The organism is Asanoa sp. NPDC049475 (assembly GCF_040676915.1).
In the GTDB taxonomy this organism is placed as follows: domain Bacteria; phylum Actinomycetota; class Actinomycetes; order Mycobacteriales; family Micromonosporaceae; genus Asanoa.
On sequence record NZ_JBFAPY010000001.1, the window covers coordinates 992,853 to 1,007,133 of the forward strand.

The window sequence follows — 14,281 nt, forward strand, 5'->3', positions numbered from 1 at the left end:
GTCAGGACGGGCCCTTGCGGTCCCCGTACCTCCGGCGGAACTTCTCGATCTGGCCCGCGCTGTCGAGGACGCGCTGGCGGCCGGTCCAGAACGGGTGGCTCGCGGAGGAGATCTCGACATCGATCACCGGGTACGTGTTCCCGTCCGTCCACTCGATCGTCTTGTCGCTGGTCTCGGTGGAGCGGGTCAGGATCGCGAAGTCCGCGCCGCGATCGCGGAAGACCACCGGTTGGTACTTCGGGTGGGTGTTGGGCTTCATGTCACTCCTTGGGCGGTTCCGGCCTCTCGACCAACCCGTCACCTACCCGCCACCACTGCGATCCCACGTGCGATGGTGTGCCGATGACCGAACCCACCGTGCGGCTCGTGCCGTGGTCGGCCGACGACCTGCCGTTGCTGCGCCGGATCAACACGCCGGAGATGCGCGCGCACGTCGGCGGCACGGAGAGCGAGGAGCAGGTGCTGGCGCGCCACCTTCGCTACCTCGCGCTCGAGAACGGGTGCATGTTCCGGGTGGAGCTGCCCGGCGGAGAGCCGGCGGGCAGCGTCGCTTTCTGGAGCCGGGTCTGGCACGACGAGCCCGTGTACGAGTCGGGCTGGGGTGTCCTGCCGGAGTTCCAGGGGCGGGGCATCGCGAGCGCGGCCGTGCGGGCCGTCCTGGCGGCCGCCCGTGCGGACGGCCGCCACCGGTGGCTGCACGCGTTCCCGAGCGTGGCCAACGCGGCGTCGAACGCGGTCTGCCGTAAGACGGGTTTCACCCTCGTCGGCGAGACGGAGTTCGAGTACCCGCCCGGACGTTTCATGCGCAGCAACGACTGGCGCTACGACCTCTCGGCGTGACCACATCGGACAGTGCCTAGAGGTGCATGCCGCCCGAGACCTCGATGCGCTGGCCGTTGACCCAGCGGTTGTCGGCGCGCAGCAGCGAGGCGATCGCGCCGCCGGCGTCGTCCGCGACCGCGATGCGGCCTAGTGCGGTCAGGCCGGCGATGTGCTCCTGGACCCGCGGGTTGTCGCGCAGCAGGCCGCCGCTGAAGTCGGTGGCGACGGCGCCCGGTGCCACGGTGTTGACGCGGATGCCGCGGCGGCCGAGGTCCTGGGCGAGGTAGCGGGTGAGCACCTCGACCGCGCCCTTGGCCGCGCTGTAGACGATGCGCTCGGGCACGTAGAAACGGGTCATCGCGGACGAGACGTTGACGATGGCGCCGTTGTCGGCCAGCAGGCCGGCGAGCTTCTGGGTGAGGAAGTAGACGCCCTTGAAGTACATGTTCACGACCCGGTCGAAGTTCTCCTCCGTCACTTCTCCGAAGGACATCGGGATCTGCGTGCCGGCGTTGTTGATCAGGTAGTCGAAGGTGTTCCGGTCCCACGTCCGCCGCAGCACGTCTGTCACGGAGGCCACGAAGCCGTCGAACGTCTCGACCGCGCCGGAGTCGAGCTCCATGGCCACAGCGGTGGCACCAAGCTCGGCGATCTCCTGGACCACCGCAGCGGCCTCGTCCGGGTGCGTGCGGTAGGTCAGGATGACGTCGACCCCTTCGCGGGCCAGGTGCAGCGCGGTGCTGCGCCCGATGCCCCGGTTGCCGCCGGTGATGAGTGCGATCTGCGATGAGTTGGTCATGGCGCCAACTCTCCGCGACCTGGAGATCGGAGCCAGTGTCCGCTTTCCCTAGGAGTGGCAGGGCCACCCACGTGTTGACAGGCAAGTGCTCACTTGCATAACGTGCGGGTCGTGGGAGACGTCTTCAAAGCCCTGGCCGATCCCACGCGACGCACGATCCTCGACGAGCTGACCGACCGCGACGGCCAGACGCTCTTCGAGATCTGCGCGCGTCTGGCGTCCAAACACGGGCTCGGCTCGTCGCGGCAGGCCATCTCGCAGCACCTCGACGCCCTCGAGGCCGCGGGTCTGGTCGAGACCCGACGCGAGGGCCGCTACAAGTACCACTACATCAACACCGCGCCGCTCGAACCGATCGTGGAGCGGTGGCTGAGGAAGGGATCGAGATGAGGATTCACCTGGCCAGCGTGCTGGTCGACGACCAGCGAAAGGCGCTGCGGTTCTACACCGAGGTGCTCGGCTTCAAGGAGAAGACCAACGTGCCGCTCGGCGAGCACGCGTGGATCACCGTGGTGTCCCCCGAGGACCCGGACGGCACGGAGCTCGTCCTCGAACCCGACGAGCACCCGGCGGTCAAGCCGTTCAAGAGCGGGCTGGTCGCCGACGGCATCCCGTTCACGTCGTTCGCGGTCGAGGACGTCCGGGCGGAGTACGAGCGGCTCCGCGAGCTGGGGGTGCACTTCACCCAGGAGCCCACGGAGATGGGACCGGTGACCACGGCGGTGCTCGACGACACCTGCGGCAACCTCATCCAGATCGCCCAGATGAACGCCTGAACGGCAAAGCGAAAGGCTCCGCCCCGGGCGAACCCGGGTCGGAGCCTTCGCGTTTGGTGCTGAACCGTCAGCGAGTGCTGGAGAAGACCCGGCCGGACAGCTCCGGAAGGCTCTTCGCGGCACGCGCGGTGTCCGACGGGAAGAACTCGAACAGACCGCCCATGTCGGCGACGACGTTGAGCGAACCACCGTTGTTGTAGATCAGGAAATCGTTGGTGGAGGAGAGCAGGACGTTCGTGCCGTTGGACACCGTCTCACCCTGGAAGGGGTTGAGGGTGCTCACGTTCGGACGGTCGTCGCCGTCGTTCGGGTAGACCGTCAGGTAGGTGTTGACCGTCGGCTTCACCGCCGTGATGTTGAGCGAGAGCGCAACAGTCTCGGGGGTGATCGTCGACGGGGCGTTGACGACCCGGTTGCCCACACCAACCGGGGCACCCGTGCGGGTGTCCAGGATGCGCTGCGGCGTGACCGGCTTGAACTTCAGGCCCTCGATCGTGTCCTTGAAGTAGACACCGAACACGTCGACGAGCCAGTGGGTGGTGGTGCTGGTGTAGACGCCGAACATCGGCAGGCTCGGGTCCCCGCAGAAGTCGCAGGGCGCGGTCGGCACGACGCCGCTGTTGGGCCAGATGCCGCCCTTGCCGTAGTTGACCGCCGAGACTCCCGCCGGCGGGTTGCCGGCACCGTTCCAGGTGGTCAGGTAGCCGCTGCTGGCCGGGTTGACGGCGGTCACGTTCACGGCGACGGCCGAGACGGCCGAGTCGACCACGGGGTCGTCGAACGTGAAAGCGTACGAGATCCAGCTCTGCGACGGCACCGGCGCGAGCGGGGCCCCGGTGTCGGGGTCCTTGCGGGTGTCGTCCTGCCGGAACGGCGTCACCGGGAAGTAGGTGCTGCCCGGGGTCGCGTTCTCGTCACCGCTGTAGTAGCCGGCCACGTCGGCGATGATGTGCGCGCCGAGGCTGCTCTGGAAGATCTTGACGACACCGCTGGCGCCGACGGCGACGGTGACCGAGTTGGCCCGCGTCACGCCCTTGGCGAAGCTGATGGAGGCGGCGGTCGGCCGTGCGGCACCGTCGGGGTAAGCGGTCAGGTAACCGTTGCCCTGGGCACCAGTGACCGTCAGGTTGAGCACGACGGCCGAGACGTTCGCCCCCGGGACCCCGGCGCGGCCGTTGACCTGGAGGTTGACGGTGCCACCCGCCGGGACGATCCCCTGGGGAGCGCCGTTGCCGCTGCGGGTGTCGAGGATCCGGCTCGGTGCGAGCGGCGTGAAGGTGCCGACCGCTCCGACCGGCGCCGCGGAAGCGGCGGTCGCCGTGACGAAGACGGAGCCGGTGACAGCGAGAGCAGCCGCTGCCGTGCCGGCGAGGACTGTGCGCAATACGCGCATTGATCACCCCGTGTGACTGGACGAAGAAATGGGATTGGGAGGGCATCGATACCAGACCACTCCGCGGGCTGTGGCGCAAGGCCGCGGGACAAGGTTGGACCGAACCGTTGTGATCATCGACCAAGACGGTCAGCCCTGGCAATGGTTTCGCGGTTCGAATCGGCATCCGTCGTGATGTCGACCACTGTGGACAGGCCCGGTTGGTTCCCGCCTAGGCCTTCGTCGGCATTGCCCGTTTCGGTTGACCACGCGGCGATCTGGGATGACGATCGAGGTGCCGGCTCGGAACCGCCGCACGCGGCGCTCACCCGGCGCGGATACCCCAGTTACCGACGGTGCTGTGGGTGGGGGAGGTGGCGACGTGAAGGTCGTCGCGGCACAGCTCGACGCGCTGCACGCGGCCGCCGAAGACCTGGCCGGTGAGTTGGGGTTGCGCCCGTTGCTGGAGCGAATCCTGCGCCGCTGCACCGATCTGCTGGACTGCGACGCCGGATCCGTCTCGAGCGTCGACGAAGCGGCCGGCACCTATCGCAAAGAGGCCGACATCGGCGTCAGATGCCAGTCCGGCCGCGTGTTTCCGTTGGCGGAGGGCATGACCGGCGAAGTTGTACGCCGCCGCGGGCCGGTCTGGTTCGACCGGTACGAGGACGTGGCGGGCGGCCACGTCAGCGAGGCCGACCGCGCGACCCTGCGCGGCGTCATCGGCGTGCCGATCGAGTGGCGCGGCCGGATCATCGGCGCCTGCGTGGTGTTCAGCCGGGACGAACGTCGCGTGTTCACCGAGGCGGACGCGGAGCTCCTGCGCGGGTTCGCCCGGCATGCCGCCGTGGCCCTGGTCAACGCCAACTCGCACGAGGCGGCCGAGGAACGCGCCCGGCTCCAGGCCGCCGGCGCGGAGCGCGAACGGCTCCTCGTCGAGGTGCAGGGCCTGCTGGCCAAGGGTCTCGTCGACCTGACCGCGGAGCTCGACCAGGCCGAGATGTACGCACCAGCCACGGTCACCGGACATCTGCGTCGCGCCCGGGCCGAAGCGGAGAACACGATGACCGCGGTGCGGCTGTCGCTGGGCGCCGCCGGCCACTCGCCGCTGGAGGGCCGGACCCTCGAGGACGCGCTGCGCGCGGAGCTCGGCTGGGCGCGCCGGGCGCGGGGCGCCGACGTGCGGCTGGTCGTCGCCGGAGCGCCGGTGCCGCTGGACCGCGCCCTGGCCGAACACGTGTTGAGCGTGGCGCAGGAGGCCGTGTCCAACATCGTGCGGCATTCGGGCGCGTCCACGATCCGGCTCGGGCTGGTCTACAACTCGGCCGCGCTGGCCCTGCTCGTGCAGGACGACGGGCACGGGTTCGTGCTCGACTCGGACGACCAACGCGCGGGGCTCGGCCTGCGCCGGATGGTCGAGCTGTGCGGCAGCGTCGGCGGTTCGGCCACGATCGAGTCCGTGCCCGGCTGGGGGACGATCGTGCGGGCCTCCTTCCCGTACCAGCGCGGCGCCGGCGCCGACGACCAGGAACGCATCGACGTGCTCGTCGTCGCGTCCCGGCCGCTGTCGCGGGCCGGGATATCGCGCCTGTTGGCCTGGTCCGGCCCGAGCCTCGCGGTGATCGGTGAGGCGGCGACCGAGGAGGACGCGCTCTCGGCGATCGACTCCGCTCGCCCTGCCGTGGTCGTGGTCGGCCCCGATCTCGACGACCAGGACGAGCTGATCAGGAAGGCCGTCGCCGGGGGAGTCTCCGTGGTCGCGATGTGCGCCGCGGGCGACCACCACGCCGTCGCCGAGGCGCTGCTCGCGGGCACGCACAGCTGCGTCGAGACCACCGCCGACGGGCCGACGCTGGCCCGGGCCGTCGTGGCCGCCTCCCGCGGCGAGTCCCTGGTGTCGGACAGCGGCGTCTGGGCCGGACGGCTGTCCAGCGAGCCCAACCCGGCCGGCCTGACCCCTCGCGAGCTGGAGGTGTACGCCCTGGTCAGCCAGGGTCTCTCCGACAAGATGATCGCCGCCCGGCTGGGGATCGCGGTGAAGACCGTCGGCAAGCACGTCGGCGCCGTGCTCCGCAAGACCGGGTCGCGCGGCCGCGCCGAGTTGATCGCCCGAGGGCTGCCGGCGCGGTAGGGACGTTACCCATGCCGTGCGGGTAGTTTCCCTGATGCCGCGCACACCGTGGCGCTTCTAGCGTTCGCCGTATGGGTGTGGTGCCGCTCAAGGAGATCGTCGACCGGGCGATGCGCGACCACTACGGGGTTGCCGCGATCAACATCGTCAACGACCTGACGCTGGAAAGCGTACTCGCGGCCGCGGTCGAACGGCGTTCACCGATGATCGTGCAGACCTCGGTCAAGACGGTGAAGTCCATCGGTTCCGACGTGCTGATGGCGATGTGGCGCGCGATGACGGCCGGCATCGAGGTGCCGGTCTGCCTCCACCTCGACCACTGCCCGGAGCGGGCGGTGATCACCGAGTGCCTCGACAAGGGCTGGAACTCGGTGCTGTTCGACGCCTCCACCATGCCGGTGGAGGAGAACCTGCGCCAGACGATCGAGGTGGTCGCCGAGGCCCGGGCGCACGGCGCGCACGTCGAGGGCGAGATCGAGGCCATCAAGGGCGTCGAGGACGACGTGGGCAGCGACGAGGTCTCCAAGCGGCAGTCACTGGAGGTCTCGGTGCACTTCGTCGAGACGTCCGGAGTCGACGTGTTCGCGCCGTCGATCGGGAACGCGCACGGTGTCTACTCGGCCGCGCCGCAGCTCGACGGCCAGCGCGTGACCGACATCGTGGCGGCGACCGGCGTGCCGATCGCCCTGCACGGCGGCACCGGCCTGACCGACGAGCAGTTCACGGAGCTCATCGCCCGCGGCTGCGCCAAGGTCAACGTGTCCACCGCGTTGAAGGTGACCTACATGCAGTCGAACCTGGCGTTCCTGCGCGAGACGGAAGAGCGCGGGAAGTGGGACCCGCCCTCGCTGTTCCGGCACGTCAGTGCCGACGTCACCGCGATGGCCGCCGGCTACGTCGACCGCTTCGGCAGCGCGGGGCGGGCATGGTGACCGCCCTCGTCTTCGACTGCGACGGGGTCCTGGCCGACACCGAGCGCTACGGACACCTCCCCGCGTTCAACCAGACCTTCGCGGAGTTCGGCCTGCCGGTGCGGTGGGACGAGGAGGAGTACGGCCGCAGGCTCGCGATCGGTGGCGGCAAGGAGCGCATGAAGAGCCTGCTGACGCCCGAGTTCGTCGCCGAGGCCGGCCTGCCCACCGACGAGGCCGGACAGGCCGAGGCCGTCGCCGCCTGGCACCGCCGCAAGACCGAGATCTACACCGCCATGGTCGAGGCGGGGAAACTGCCGGCCCGCCCGGGAATCGCCCGGATCGTCGAGGAGGCGTACGCCGCCGGCTGGCCGCTCGCGGTGGCGTCCACCTCGGCCGAGCAGTCCGTGCGCGCGGTGCTGGAGCACGCGGTCGGGCCTGAGCGGGCGCGCGACTTCACCGTGCTCGCCGGCGACGTCGTGCCGCACAAGAAGCCGGCTCCCGACATCTACCTGCTCACCCTCGACCGCCTCGGACTGCCGGCGGACGACGCCATCGTGGTGGAGGACTCGCACAACGGGCTCGAGGCGGCCAGGGCGGCCGGGATCGCCTGCGTGGTGACTGTCAACGGCTACACCGCCGACGAGGACTTCACCGATGCCGCGTTCGTCGTCGACTCGCTCGGTGAGCCGGGCGCCGCACCGGTCACCGTGCTGGCCAACCACAGCCCGGCGCGGCCCGGCGCGTACGTCACGCTGGCCGACCTCGCGGCCGTCTTCGGCGAAAGGGACAACCGATGACCGACGAACCGCTCGGCCAGGTGGAGTTCGTGGTGCGCACGATCGCGGACACCGCCGTGGCGAACGAGAAGTACTTCGGGGACCTGGACGCGGTCGTCGGTGACGGCGACTTCGGCTATTCGCTGGCGCGCGGCTTCGAGCTGGTCATCCGCGACTGGGACGACTTCGACCGCACCGACGCGGCCACCTTCCTGCGCAAGGTCGCCGTCGTCATCACCAGCCGGATCGGCGGCACCTCGGGACCGTTGTGGGGCACCGCGTTCCTGCGCGCGGCCACCGCGGTGACCGGGAAGTCCGAAGTAGATGGTACGACCGCCGTCGCGATGCTGCGCGCGGCGAGCGAGGGCATCGCGACCCGCGGCAACGCCAGCCTCGGCGACAAGACCCTGCTCGACTCGCTGGTGCCCGCCACCGACGAGATCGAGCGCCAGATCGGCCTCGGCAGCGACGGACCGACCACGGTCCGGGCCGCCGCGACCGTCGCCCGGGCCACCGCCGAGGAGACCAGCAAGCTGCAGGCCCGGCGCGGCAGGCAGAGCTACACCGGCGAGCGCAGCATCGGCAGCGTCGACCCCGGAGCGATCGCCGTCGCCGTCATCTTCGAAGCCCTTGCCGACACCTGGGCCGTTTGATCTAAGGGGGAGCCGCCATGAAGAAGTTCGTCAACGATCCCAACCAGTTCGTCCCCGAGATGCTCAAGGGCGTCGCGCTGGCGAACCCGGACACGCTTCGCTACGTGCCCGAATACAACCTGATCATGCGCGCGGACTCGCCGAACGACGATCGGGTCTCCCTCATCCAGGGCTCCGGCTCCGGCCACGAGCCCGCCCACGCGATGATCGTCGGCAAGGGCATGCTCGACGCCGCCTGCCCCGGCGACGTGTTCTCCGCGCCGCCCATGGACTACGTGCTGGAGACGAGCAAGATGCTCGCCTCGCCGAAGGGCGTGCTGCACATCATCAACAACTACACCGGTGACCGGATGGCCTTCGACATGGGCAAGGAGCTGGCCGAGGCGGAGGGCGTCCAGATCAAGACCCTGCTGGTCGACGACGACGTCGCGGTGGCGGACTCCACGTACACCATCGGTCGTCGTGGTGTGGCGGGCAACTTCTTCGTCATCAAGGTCGTCGGCGCGGCGGCCGAGCAGGGCGCCGACATCGACGAGCTCGTGCGGCTCGGCGAGAAGGTCAACTCGGTTACCCGGACCATGGGCATGGCGCTCACGTCGTGCACCCCGCCCGCCAAGGGCTCGCCGCTGTTCGACCTGGGCGCCGACGAGATGGAGATGGGCGTCGGGATCCACGGCGAGCCGGGTCGTCGCCGCGAGAAGCTGGCCGACGCCAACACGATCGTCGACGAGCTCCTGGAGGCCGTCGTGACCGACCTGCCGTACCAGAAGGGTGACGACGTCGCTCTGATGATCAACGGCCTCGGCGGTACGCCCATCGGCGAGCTCTACATCCTCTACGGCCGCGCCGCCGAGCAGCTCGAGGCCCGGGGCATCCACGTCCGCCGCAACTACGTCGGCGAGTACTGCACCTCGCTCGACATGGCCGGCGCGTCGCTGACCCTCGTCAGGCTCGACGACGAGATCGTCAACGGGCTGTCCGCGCCGGCCGAGATCGCGATCCGCACCTTCTAGGTAGTGGCGTCGGCACCCGCCGGCGTGCGTGTCGAACGCCTCGGCGTCCGTGTAGACCTCGTTCAGGTAGAAGAGGTTCGGGTCCTGCTCGTCGGCGGTCACCTTGATGCGGACCTTGGTTCAGTGAATGAACCAGAACGGGTACGCTTTCGGCGTGGCCTTGCCCAGCACCTACGCGGACCGCAACTGCTCACTGGCACGCGCCCTGGAGGTCGTCGGCGAGCGCTGGACGCTCCTGATCGTTCGCGACGCGTTCTACGGCGTGCGCCGCTTCGGCGACTTCGCCACGCAGCTCGGCATACCCCGCGCCAGCCTCACCACGAGGCTGAAGGCGCTGGTCGAGGAGGGCGTGCTCGAACGGGACGCAGACGGATACCGGCTGACCCCCAAGGGCGTCGCTCTCTGGCCGACCGTACGCGCGCTGATGGCCTGGGGAGACGAGTTCTACTCGCCGGCCGGCGTGCGGCGCGCGCTGCGCCACGACGAGGACGGCGGCCTGCTCGACGCCGGCGGACGCTGCGCGGAGTGCGGTGCGGTGGTCGGCGTCCCGGACACCCGGATCGAGCCCGGCCCCGGTTTCCAGCCGACGGCGACGAACCCTGACGTCGTCTCACAGGCGATGAACCAGCCCCGCCGCCTGCTCGACCCCATCAAGCTCTAGCAGTCGCGACGCGTAAGTCAGTGGGACGGCAAGCGGCCTCTGCCGCCGGTGGTCTCACCGCGACAACCAACCCATCACCGTCAAGGTAGGCGACGCGTACGTGACGGTGCGGCGCTACCTCGACGACGCCCCGCGCCGGACTGTGCTTCGACCCTGACGCCGACGAGATCGTCCGAGACCTGGAGACGGCGATCGGCGACCGCCTGAGCACGCGGGAGGCGGCGACGGGCGCGCGGATGTCGGCGATCCTCGCCGACATCGGTCCGGTGGGCGACGCGAACCCGTCGCCACCCCGCGGCCGGTTCTGGTGCCGGATCGACGAGAAGAAGTGGGTCGGCGGCATCTGCGGCGGCCTGGCGGCCTACGGCGAGCTCAGCCTCGACTGGACCCGAACGATCGCGCTCGCCCTGCTCGTCTTCAGGGGCGGCCTGCTCGCGATCCCTTACCTGGTGCTGCTGTTCGTGCTGCCCGTCGTCCCGACTTTCGCCGAGTACGAGCGCCGACGCGACACCCCGCGCCACCCCTGAGCGCGGCACCCGGCGGTCGCGACGTCGGTGGCGAGTCGTCGCCAACCTTGCCCGCGGATCTTGCTGGCGCGTCCCGTCCTCCCGCAGCCTGCGTCCATGTCGCTGCTCGCAGTGGGGGAGGACGGCGTGGTGGGTGCTTTCTGGAGGCGGTGGGCGCGCGCATCGCTGGCGGTGGTGGTCGTGGCTGCCGCCGGTGCCGTGGTCGCGCCGGTCGCGGTCACGTCGCCCGCTGTGGCCGCGACCGCGGCGTGCGCGGACGTGGCGGCGTCGGAGGGTGCCGCGTTGGCCGCCGCCGCCGCGTGCGACCGCTCCGTGGTGGTCGGTGGCTCGCAGTCCGAGTACACGCGGGTGGTGGCGCAGCCGGACGGTCGGCTGACGTTCGAGTCCGCGGTCGTTCCGCAGCGAACCCGACGAGCCGACGGCTCCTGGGCGCCGGTGGACCTGAACCTGCGGGTGGGCGCCGACCGGCTGTTGCGGCCGAACGCGTCGGTGGCCGGTGTCGCGTTCTCCGGTGGCGGCGACGGCCCGTTGGTGTCGCTGACGCGGGGCGGACGGTCACTGCGGTTGTCCTGGCCGGGCGTGCTTCCGGAGCCGACCGTGGCGGGGGACTCCGCGACGTACGCGGGTGTGCTGCCGGACGTGGACCTGGTGGTCCGGGCGACGCACACCGGCTTCACCCACGTGCTCGTGGTCAAGACCGCGGCAGCGGCGGCCAACCCGCGCGTGCGCACGTTGTCGTTCGCCGTCGGGGGTGATGCCAGGATGGAGCGGCTGGGTAACGGAGCGCTGCGGGCCGTGGCCGGCAACACCCTGGTCGCCGAGGCCGAACCGGCGGTGATGTGGGACTCCACGCCCGCGAGCGGCGGCACCTCCAGGGCCGCGGCGTCCGCCGACCGGACACGGTCGACGCCGGCCGCCGCGGGGGACGGCGCGAAGGTCGCCCCCGTGGCCACCCGGGTGGCCAGCAGCGGCGCCCTGGAACTCGTTCCGGACGCCTCGCTGCTGCACGGCCCGGACGTGACGTACCCGGTCTTCGTGGACCCCTCGTGGTCGGTGTCGAAGACGAAGTGGGCTTACGCGACCCACAACAACTGCACGAACACCGACTACTCGGTGGCCCGGGTCGGGCTGAGCCCGGAGGGCCCGTGCGCCGGGGTGCGCTTCCGTTCCTTCTTCGAGTTCCCGACCTCGAACGGCACGGTGTCGCTGAAAGGCAAGCACATCGAGTCGGCGTACGTGCAGATGAAGCTCGACCACTCGTGGTCCTGCGGCAACACCTGGGCGCACATGTACCTGACGCCGGTCATCAACGCCACCATGAAGGCTTCGTGGTCCTCGATGCGGCTCAAGTCCTGGCTGGACTCCGCCGAGGGCCATGCCAACGAGGGCTCGGGCTGCTCGGACTCCCCGCAGGCCGACATGATCATGAACTTCACCGGCTCGAAGGTCACCGAACAGACGCAGACCGCGGCCAACGGCGGCTGGCCCTCGATCACGGTCGGCTTCTGCGCCTGCAACGAGAAAGGCGAATGGGAGACGGCCCAGGATCGATGGAAGAAGTTCTTCCCGGCCAACGCCAAGCTGGTCGTCGACTACGACTCCAAACCCGGCAAGCCCACCGGCCTGCACGTCGCCGACGTCGCCTGCCCGACGTCGGGCGTCCTGAGCATCGGCACCCTGACACCGAAATTCTCCGCCGTGTATCCCGACGGCGACTCCGGACAGACGCTGACCGGGACGTACGAGTGGATCGAGGTGCCGGCCGGCGGGATCGGCACCGTCACGGACACCTCTCCGGCCCGGCTGACTCCACCTCCGACCGCACCGGCCACCGCGAACGGACGGGCGACCACCGCCGCGGTGACGGTCGTCAAGAACAAGACGTATGCGTACCGGGTCACGGCTGTGGACCCAGCCCCGTACTCGCAGTGGAGCGGCTGGTCGACCTGGTGCCAGTTCGCCGTCGACACGACAGTGCCACCCGCGCCGACGATCACCTCGGGTGCGGTCCCTGGGCCCGGCGCCCCGATCACCTTCACCTTCACCACGACGACCACTGACGTCGTCAAGTTCCGCTACGGCTGGACGAGCTCCCCCACGACCGAGGTCAGCGCGAGCGGGACGACCACCAAGACCGCCAGCGCCACCCTGACGGTGCCGAGGTACGGCCAGAACACCCTCTGGGTGCGGGGCATCGACGCCACCGGCAACCTGGGTAACCTCGGCTCCAAGGACCTGACCGTGGCGCGGCCGTCGCCGCCGGTGGCCCGCTGGGGCCTGGAGACCTACCCCGGGCAGACCCAGGCTCAGGCGCTGGAGGACAAGCAGCCGGCGCTGAGCTTCAACACCCCGCTCACCGCGACCAACGTCACGTGGGCCGACGGGATCCGGCTCGTCGGCGGTCAGACGGCGCGGTTCAACGGCACGTCCTCGCGCGCGCTCACGTCCGGGCCGGCTGTGAACACCTCGGCCTCGTTCAGCGTGGCCGCCTGGGTGCGGGTCGACTCGTACACGGGCTGCACCAACCTCTCGGCGGTCTCCGCCGACGGAAACGCGGCGAGCGCCTTCATCCTCCAGTACGACTGCTGGTCGGACCGGTACCGGATGCGCGTGGCGGACAAGGACGGCGGCGCCTTCGTTGAAGCGGCCTCGACGACCCCCACGGCGCTTCGCCAGTGGACCCACCTCGCAGGTGTGTGGGACGAGCTGGAACAGAAGGTCAAGCTGTACGTCAACGGTGCGCTGGTCTCCTCGGTCACCCCGCCCAGCAGCTGGTTGACCAGTCGCGGCGGCGGATACATCGCGATGGGCGTCCTCGCCGTCGGTCGTAGCCGTCACTTCGGCATCGACGACTCCTACTTCAAGGGTGAGATCGCCGACGTGCAGGTCTTCGACCGCGCGCTGGTGGACCAGGACCTGACCGGCCAGCTCGCGTCCGACCCGGGCTCGGGCGGCGTGGACGAGCCGGGAATCCTGGCGCCGGTCCAGGTAGGACGGTGGGACTTCGAGCTCGCCCGGCCGTGCTACGTGCAGGATCTCGCCGACACCTGCGACGCCGGCGACGGGACACCCTTCGGTCGGTGGCTGGCGCTCAACCGGGGCGCTTCGATCGAGGCGGGCAACCAGGGCAACGGCCTGCACCTGGACGGCTACTTCTTCCCCGACGAGAACCCCGAGCCGTGGCAGGCGACCCAGGAATGGGCTCGCTCCGCCTACAAGACGGGGTCGAGCGCACCGGACGAGGACGGCAACCAGCGGACTCTCTGGCAGAACACGCCGGTCGTCCGCACCGATCAGTCGTTCAGCGTCTCGGCCTGGGCCCGGGTGAGCCGCACGGACGTCTATCAGACGGTCCTGGCGGCCGACGGGTCGGTCAACAGCGGCTTCTACCTCTACTACGGCACTGACAACGGGGGCACCTGGAAGTTCAAGGTGTTGAAGGACGCCGGCACGGCGGACGACGGCACCGCGCCGACGATCGCCGGGGCCCCGGCGCCGGACGCCGAGGAGACCTGGCATCACCTGGTGGGTGTCCTCGACGCCGGACGCCGGCAACTTCGGCTCTACGTGGACGGGAGCCTCAAGGCCACCTCGCCGATGAACACTGCCTGGCAGCCGTGGCAGGCGAACGGTCCGCTGACGGTCGGCCGGACCTGGGCCAACGGGAACCCGTTGTTCGGTGCTGTCGACGACATCGGCGTCTACCAGGGCGCACTGACGGACGCGCAGGTCAGGGCCATCTACAACGAGCAGGCCCAGAAGGACCCCCAACTCTGACGGCGTACGCCGCCCGACCCTTCCTTTCGCTTCGCAGAACCTGACCCGTGGTGGAGGCAT

The 14,281-nt window shown here is 70.1% G+C and carries 14 protein-coding genes; 11 read left to right on the forward strand and 3 right to left on the reverse strand.

Annotated elements, in window-relative coordinates:
* Nucleotide 1 precedes the first annotated feature (1 nt).
* Nucleotides 2-259: a type B 50S ribosomal protein L31 gene (locus tag AB0J88_RS04755; protein WP_364352350.1), complete on the reverse strand. Its 258-nt coding sequence runs from the start codon at nucleotides 257-259 to the stop codon at nucleotides 2-4.
* 83 nt (nucleotides 260-342) lie between these two features.
* Between AB0J88_RS04755 and AB0J88_RS04760 the strand changes: the two genes are divergently transcribed.
* Nucleotides 343-840 (forward strand): GNAT family N-acetyltransferase, encoded by a 498-nt coding sequence (locus AB0J88_RS04760; protein ID WP_364352353.1) that lies wholly within the window; start codon nucleotides 343-345, stop codon nucleotides 838-840.
* Between the two features lie 16 nt (nucleotides 841-856).
* On the opposite strand, the gene AB0J88_RS04765 is transcribed toward AB0J88_RS04760, so the two are convergent.
* On the reverse strand, nucleotides 857-1,621 hold the full coding sequence (locus AB0J88_RS04765; RefSeq protein WP_364352356.1) for an SDR family oxidoreductase: 765 nt from the start codon (nucleotides 1,619-1,621) through the stop codon (nucleotides 857-859).
* A gap of 111 nt (nucleotides 1,622-1,732) precedes the next feature.
* Between AB0J88_RS04765 and AB0J88_RS04770 the strand changes: the two genes are divergently transcribed.
* The gene (locus tag AB0J88_RS04770) at nucleotides 1,733-2,011 is read left to right on the forward strand and encodes a metalloregulator ArsR/SmtB family transcription factor (protein ID WP_364352359.1); all 279 of its coding nucleotides are present in this window, start codon (nucleotides 1,733-1,735) and stop codon (nucleotides 2,009-2,011) included.
* Entirely contained in the window at nucleotides 2,008-2,397 is a 390-nt protein-coding gene (locus AB0J88_RS04775; RefSeq protein WP_364352982.1) for a VOC family protein, read from the forward strand. Before AB0J88_RS04770 ends, AB0J88_RS04775 begins: the two co-directional genes overlap by 4 nt.
* Before the next feature lie 67 nt (nucleotides 2,398-2,464).
* Here AB0J88_RS04775 and AB0J88_RS04780 read toward each other — a convergent pair whose 3' ends face one another.
* On the reverse strand, nucleotides 2,465-3,790 hold the full coding sequence (locus AB0J88_RS04780) for a hypothetical protein (protein WP_364352362.1): 1,326 nt from the start codon (nucleotides 3,788-3,790) through the stop codon (nucleotides 2,465-2,467).
* 361 nt (nucleotides 3,791-4,151) lie between these two features.
* On the opposite strand from AB0J88_RS04780, the gene AB0J88_RS04785 reads away from it, so the two are divergent.
* From AB0J88_RS04785 to AB0J88_RS04820, 8 genes are all read left to right on the forward strand, one after another.
* On the forward strand, nucleotides 4,152-5,900 hold the full coding sequence (locus tag AB0J88_RS04785) for a GAF domain-containing protein (protein ID WP_364352365.1): 1,749 nt from the start codon (nucleotides 4,152-4,154) through the stop codon (nucleotides 5,898-5,900).
* 71 nt (nucleotides 5,901-5,971) lie between these two features.
* Nucleotides 5,972-6,832 (forward strand): class II fructose-bisphosphate aldolase, encoded by an 861-nt coding sequence (locus AB0J88_RS04790; RefSeq protein ID WP_364352368.1) that lies wholly within the window; start codon nucleotides 5,972-5,974, stop codon nucleotides 6,830-6,832.
* Entirely contained in the window at nucleotides 6,826-7,611 is a 786-nt protein-coding gene (locus AB0J88_RS04795; protein ID WP_364352371.1) for an HAD-IA family hydrolase, read from the forward strand. The genes AB0J88_RS04790 and AB0J88_RS04795 overlap by 7 nt, the downstream gene beginning before the upstream one ends.
* Nucleotides 7,608-8,243 carry a dihydroxyacetone kinase subunit DhaL gene (gene dhaL, locus AB0J88_RS04800; protein ID WP_364352374.1) on the forward strand — a complete coding sequence of 212 codons (636 nt, stop codon included), beginning with the start codon at nucleotides 7,608-7,610 and terminating at the stop codon, nucleotides 8,241-8,243. The genes AB0J88_RS04795 and dhaL overlap by 4 nt, the downstream gene beginning before the upstream one ends.
* A 17-nt stretch (nucleotides 8,244-8,260) precedes the next feature.
* A complete protein-coding gene (gene dhaK / locus AB0J88_RS04805; RefSeq protein ID WP_364352377.1) occupies nucleotides 8,261-9,256 on the forward strand; it encodes a dihydroxyacetone kinase subunit DhaK in 996 nt (331 codons plus the stop codon).
* Between the two features lie 154 nt (nucleotides 9,257-9,410).
* Nucleotides 9,411-9,917, forward strand: a complete 507-nt coding sequence (locus tag AB0J88_RS04810) for a helix-turn-helix domain-containing protein (RefSeq protein ID WP_364352380.1) — start codon at nucleotides 9,411-9,413, stop codon at nucleotides 9,915-9,917.
* Between the two features lie 236 nt (nucleotides 9,918-10,153).
* Nucleotides 10,154-10,444, forward strand: coding sequence for a PspC domain-containing protein (locus AB0J88_RS04815; RefSeq protein ID WP_364352383.1), 291 nt, complete (start codon nucleotides 10,154-10,156; stop codon nucleotides 10,442-10,444).
* 96 nt (nucleotides 10,445-10,540) lie between these two features.
* On the forward strand, nucleotides 10,541-14,221 hold the full coding sequence (locus tag AB0J88_RS04820) for a LamG domain-containing protein (RefSeq protein WP_364352386.1): 3,681 nt from the start codon (nucleotides 10,541-10,543) through the stop codon (nucleotides 14,219-14,221).
* Nucleotides 14,222-14,281 lie beyond the last annotated feature (60 nt).

What these genes read in the sequence shown, in the direction of transcription:
- dhaL (WP_364352374.1), top strand. Translation starts at nt 7,608, where the DNA reads ATGACCGACGAACCGCTCGGCCAGGTGGAGTTCGTGGTGCGCACGATC.
- AB0J88_RS04765 (WP_364352356.1), bottom strand. Translation starts at nt 1,621, where the DNA reads ATGACCAACTCATCGCAGATCGCACTCATCACCGGCGGCAACCGGGGC.
- AB0J88_RS04775 (WP_364352982.1), top strand. Translation starts at nt 2,008, where the DNA reads ATGAGGATTCACCTGGCCAGCGTGCTGGTCGACGACCAGCGAAAGGCG.
- AB0J88_RS04755 (WP_364352350.1), bottom strand. Translation starts at nt 259, where the DNA reads ATGAAGCCCAACACCCACCCGAAGTACCAACCGGTGGTCTTCCGCGAT.
- AB0J88_RS04790 (WP_364352368.1), top strand. Translation starts at nt 5,972, where the DNA reads ATGGGTGTGGTGCCGCTCAAGGAGATCGTCGACCGGGCGATGCGCGAC.
- AB0J88_RS04760 (WP_364352353.1), top strand. Translation starts at nt 343, where the DNA reads ATGACCGAACCCACCGTGCGGCTCGTGCCGTGGTCGGCCGACGACCTG.
- dhaK (WP_364352377.1), top strand. Translation starts at nt 8,261, where the DNA reads ATGAAGAAGTTCGTCAACGATCCCAACCAGTTCGTCCCCGAGATGCTC.
- AB0J88_RS04780 (WP_364352362.1), bottom strand. Translation starts at nt 3,790, where the DNA reads ATGCGCGTATTGCGCACAGTCCTCGCCGGCACGGCAGCGGCTGCTCTC.
- AB0J88_RS04815 (WP_364352383.1), top strand. Translation starts at nt 10,154, where the DNA reads ATGTCGGCGATCCTCGCCGACATCGGTCCGGTGGGCGACGCGAACCCG.
- AB0J88_RS04820 (WP_364352386.1), top strand. Translation starts at nt 10,541, where the DNA reads ATGTCGCTGCTCGCAGTGGGGGAGGACGGCGTGGTGGGTGCTTTCTGG.
- AB0J88_RS04795 (WP_364352371.1), top strand. Translation starts at nt 6,826, where the DNA reads ATGGTGACCGCCCTCGTCTTCGACTGCGACGGGGTCCTGGCCGACACC.